We start from the raw sequence: 3,988 nt of genomic DNA, 5'->3' as shown, positions 1-3,988 counted from the left end.
GCATATGTGATGGATTGGATAGATAAAGTGTGGATGAAGGATGTGGAGAAATAACGGCATCCATGTGAACCGCCTTGAAATAGGAGAAAGCCCTAACAGTAGGGTGCTAGGGCTTACAAGGTTGGTACAAAATAATTACTAATACGGAATAATTATAACATATGGTTTTAATAACTGATATAGAAAGATAAATAGAAATATGACATTGAGGAGTGAGAAAACATGGACATCAAGCAATATGGTAAACGTGAAAAACGCTTAGTCGAACAAATAGGAATTGCGAGAATGTGGGATTTTAATCAATTGGTGATAGCGATTATTGATAAGCATGGTATTGAAGTTGCGGAGGGAATTTTAGAGGATTTACAACAACATGCCATGGATACAGCAAAGTTACATATACAGGCTGTGGAAAGCGAAAAAGCCCTATAGAATAGGACTTCTTCATCGGAATTTGTACATAGAGCCTATTGCTATAAAAAACAATATTCATCTATTCCGTTGATTGTAGTATATCTGAATGTTGTCAATTGTAAAACAGGTGGAATGTAACAAATAAAAAAGCCCTAGAAACTAGGACTCTTTCACAGAAACTACTTGAATGTGCACATACGAGGTCTCGGTTACAAGTATGTACATGTTGCCTTCATCAAAATTGTAACAGAAAAATAAGTGGTAGAAAACTAGATAATCTGACATTGAAAAACAAAAAGACCTAACAAGTAGGCCTTTCTGATTGGTAAGAATAATTGGAAACGAGTGGTTTTCAATCGACAACTACACGAAAGATAGGTCCAGTATAACAAGCTATTTCAATCCAAACAAGAAGAGGTGTAAATAAAATATGACATTAGAAGAGTTCTTTGAAGAAAAGAAAAATGTAGTGTACGCAACGATTCAATATCAATTTGGTAGCTTTCCACAAGCTAGGAAAGTTGCAGAAATGAATCATATGGAATTAGAAGACCTTATCCAAATCGGTCTCCTGACATTGTGGGAAGTATGTATGAAATTTCGTGCAAAGAAATTAAAATACTTTAACGCATATGCGTCTCAAGCGATTAAGTGGAGAATTTGTAATGAACTTCATACGAAAGGTAGATTGATTCGCGTAGGAAAACATGTGAGTTATGAAGACAGAAATCGTATGTCCTTTCATTCTATTGATCTATATCGAGATGGAGAAGTTGAAAATGAATATTTTGCAGTCTCTCCAATTAATGTGGAGGAAGAGGTCCTGACAGCGATTCTATATCAGGAAGCCATGGATGTATTACAGCCAGAAGAAGCGTATGTACTACAGCGAAAGAGTCATGGTTTAACGGATCGTGAGATTGCCCAGGAGGTGGGAAGAAGTATCAGTGGTGTGAATCAAATAAAAAATGCAGCATTTCGCAAAATCAATCCCGCCTATGTCTCGAAGAGAAAGGGAAGAAAAAACCGCCAGCAGCCACTGGCGATCTAGACAAAATCAATTTTCAACATGATTATAGCACGAAATGAAATGAGATAAAAAGGAGTGTACGAATGAATGGATATTCAAGAAATAAGCCGTGCGGTACAAGCGATACGAGCCGAAGAAAATGAGAACGGGATTCTCAGCATTCGCGGGAATGAAGTTCATTTGAGTAATGAAACATTTGAATGGGTGTTAGGGGAAAATAAGGTAAAACCAATCATAGCGAGCCGTGAATCAGAAGAAGTTCCATATGAAGTGGCATTTATAAGTGAAAATGTTGTCTATTACTCTCTCTATACTCTAGAAAGAATGGAAGAAAAAATTGGAGGGATACCCAATAGTAGAAAACTCAATGGTACTTGGAAATTGTCATGATTCAGTTGTAAGTGATGTTATGAGTAACTGCGAAAGTTGTGGGAAAGAAATTTACTTTGGTGAAGAGTACCGGGATATTGATGGGGATTACATACACGATGAAACCGAATGTATTCAACGATATGTGGAGTCTCATTCTATAAAGAAAGTGGCGGGTGAGTGATTTGAATGCTGGAATTGAAGAGTTAGGACAGGCGTTAACTGTGCGCCAAAGAAAGTTAGCTGAACACAAGCGAGAATTAGAAAGGTTAATAGAAAAGAAGCCGATTGTGGAGAAAAATATTAGAGATACGGAAAGTGAGATTTTCGATATTGAAGCTTCCATATTTGTTCTAAAGAGTATGGAAAAAGATAATCAGTAATGTAGTGGAGGTGCAAGAATGTTCCAAGTAACAGAAGCGCAACGAGAAAAGATGAAAGCTGTTATTGGTTTTATTGGTTGTAGTGGTTCTGGAAAGACAGCTGGGGCGTTGCTCACAGCGTACGGCATGATACGTGAAGCATATCCAGATATTCCAGAAGAGGAAGTGTGGAAGAAAATTGGTGTCATCGATACGGAACACAATCGTGCTAAGTTGCATGTAGGCCTTGTATATGAAGGGACAAAAATAGGGAGTTTCCTTCATATTGATTTTCCTCCACCTTACACAACAGAAAGATATAACGCAGCTGTAGGGGTGATGAAAAACACGGGTGCAGAGGTGATTATCATCGATTCCCTCTCCCACAACTGGCAAGGGGAAGGTGGGATTGTAGAAACACATGGTGGGATGTCAGGGAACTCGTTTCAAAACTGGGGCAAGCTTGCACCTGAAACGACGAAGCTCATCAAAACAGTAACGCAGAATGATGTTCATATTTTAACCACTCTTAGAACAAAAACGGAGTATGTGGTGGAACAAGATGCAAATGGAAGAATGGCGCCACGTAAAGTTGGTACCAAGCCGGTGCAAAAAGATGAATTGGAATATGAGTTTATGTTGAATTTTGTTATCGATATTGACCATGTAGCTACTACTTCCAAGGATAATACACAACTATTCGAAGGGAATCCACAAAAGATTACAGCGGATGTAGGCCGTAAATTATACCAGTGGCTTGAGCTGGGAATCGATGTGAAAGCGGAGGAAGAAGCGAAAAGGACAAGCCTCGTTCAACAAGTGATGGCTATTGCGCAGGAACATATGGAGGCGCAAAAGAAAATACAAGAATTTGAATGGAAAGCCAATGTAAAGATTGAGAACTTTACAATCAAGTTACTCGAAACAGCACTAGATAGATTACAAGTTTTTAAAATAAAGGAGGAAAAATAAATGTTTACAGTAGACCATAATCAAGCTAAAGGATTTGACCCGATTCAACCAGGAGAATATGAAGTGATTGTTATCAATTATGACCAGACAACATCTCAAAATGGAAATCCGCGTATCATTGTGGACTATGAGATTCGCAGTGATGTAGATCAACCGTGCCAAGGACAAAAAATCTTATATGACAACTTCGTCGTAACAGAAAATTCTATGTGGAGATTACAGGCAGCGTCGAAGGCAGCAGGATTTCCAACTGGAATGACATTTAAATCGTATAAAGAATGGGCGGATACATTTTTGAAAAAGACACTCAGATTGGTAGTCGGAGAAAGAGAATACAATGGTAAGAAATACCCGCAGGTGAACGGATTTAAGCCTTCAGAAGTTGCGCTGATTCAAACTATTCAGATTTCTGATTCGGACGTTCCTTTTTAAAAATGAACAGAAAAAAATGTGGAGAGAGAGCAGCTATCGTTCTCTCTCTAACACGTTACGTAATGGTTTGGAGGGGGTGAAAAGGTGATACATACAATACCGAGTTATACAGAACGGATTCAAGAAATACTGCCGCATGCGAAAATCATTCGGTTAATCGGTTATACAAACGGAAATAAAGAGTATCAAAAAGCAAAATGTGCAGCGGGAAAATGGCAAACAACAGAAACGTTACAAGACGAGCAAATTCAAGCGTGGATACAAAAGGGTGGCTGGATTGGTGTTCGGATTCCAGAAGGAAGAATCGTGGTTGATATTGATGATAAAACAGAAGGGGCTTTACTACGTGAACTATTAGAAGGCGAACGCATTCATCATCATTCCATTACAACGCCAAATGGTTGGCAGT

At 38.6% G+C, this 3,988-nt stretch carries 8 protein-coding genes; all 8 read left to right on the top strand.

All coding sequences use genetic code 11. From position 1 onward, the window contains the following. Nucleotides 1-222 precede the first annotated feature (222 nt). Nucleotides 223-432 (top strand): hypothetical protein, encoded by a 210-nt coding sequence (locus ACODS7_RS31160; protein ID WP_243168623.1) that lies wholly within the window; start codon nucleotides 223-225, stop codon nucleotides 430-432. Between the two features lie 412 nt (nucleotides 433-844). Next, a complete protein-coding gene (locus ACODS7_RS31155; RefSeq protein ID WP_243168622.1) occupies nucleotides 845-1,465 on the top strand; it encodes a sigma-70 family RNA polymerase sigma factor in 621 nt (206 codons plus the stop codon). Nucleotides 1,466-1,531: 66 nt separating this feature from the next. Further along, on the top strand, nucleotides 1,532-1,834 hold the full coding sequence (locus ACODS7_RS31150; RefSeq protein ID WP_243168621.1) for a hypothetical protein: 303 nt from the start codon (nucleotides 1,532-1,534) through the stop codon (nucleotides 1,832-1,834). 19 nt (nucleotides 1,835-1,853) lie between these two features. Beyond that, nucleotides 1,854-1,997: a hypothetical protein gene (locus tag ACODS7_RS31145; RefSeq protein ID WP_445426932.1), complete on the top strand. Its 144-nt coding sequence runs from the start codon at nucleotides 1,854-1,856 to the stop codon at nucleotides 1,995-1,997. Nucleotide 1,998: 1 nt separating this feature from the next. Then, complete coding sequence (locus ACODS7_RS31140; protein WP_144519278.1) at nucleotides 1,999-2,196, top strand: hypothetical protein; 198 nt, start codon at nucleotides 1,999-2,001, stop codon at nucleotides 2,194-2,196. A gap of 18 nt (nucleotides 2,197-2,214) precedes the next feature. Continuing rightward, a complete protein-coding gene (locus ACODS7_RS31135) occupies nucleotides 2,215-3,147 on the top strand; it encodes a DEAD/DEAH box helicase family protein (RefSeq protein ID WP_243168620.1) in 933 nt (310 codons plus the stop codon). Beyond that, nucleotides 3,148-3,579 (top strand): DUF669 domain-containing protein, encoded by a 432-nt coding sequence (locus ACODS7_RS31130; protein WP_243168619.1) that lies wholly within the window; start codon nucleotides 3,148-3,150, stop codon nucleotides 3,577-3,579. A gap of 84 nt (nucleotides 3,580-3,663) precedes the next feature. Next, nucleotides 3,664-3,988 (top strand): bifunctional DNA primase/polymerase (locus ACODS7_RS31125; protein WP_488828437.1); only part of this gene is annotated, 325 nt, incomplete at its 3' end.

The organism is Bacillus sp. FG16, from assembly GCF_057809515.1.
The sequence above is the reverse complement of the archived record's forward strand: the minus strand, read 5'-3'. Positions and strand labels throughout refer to the sequence as shown.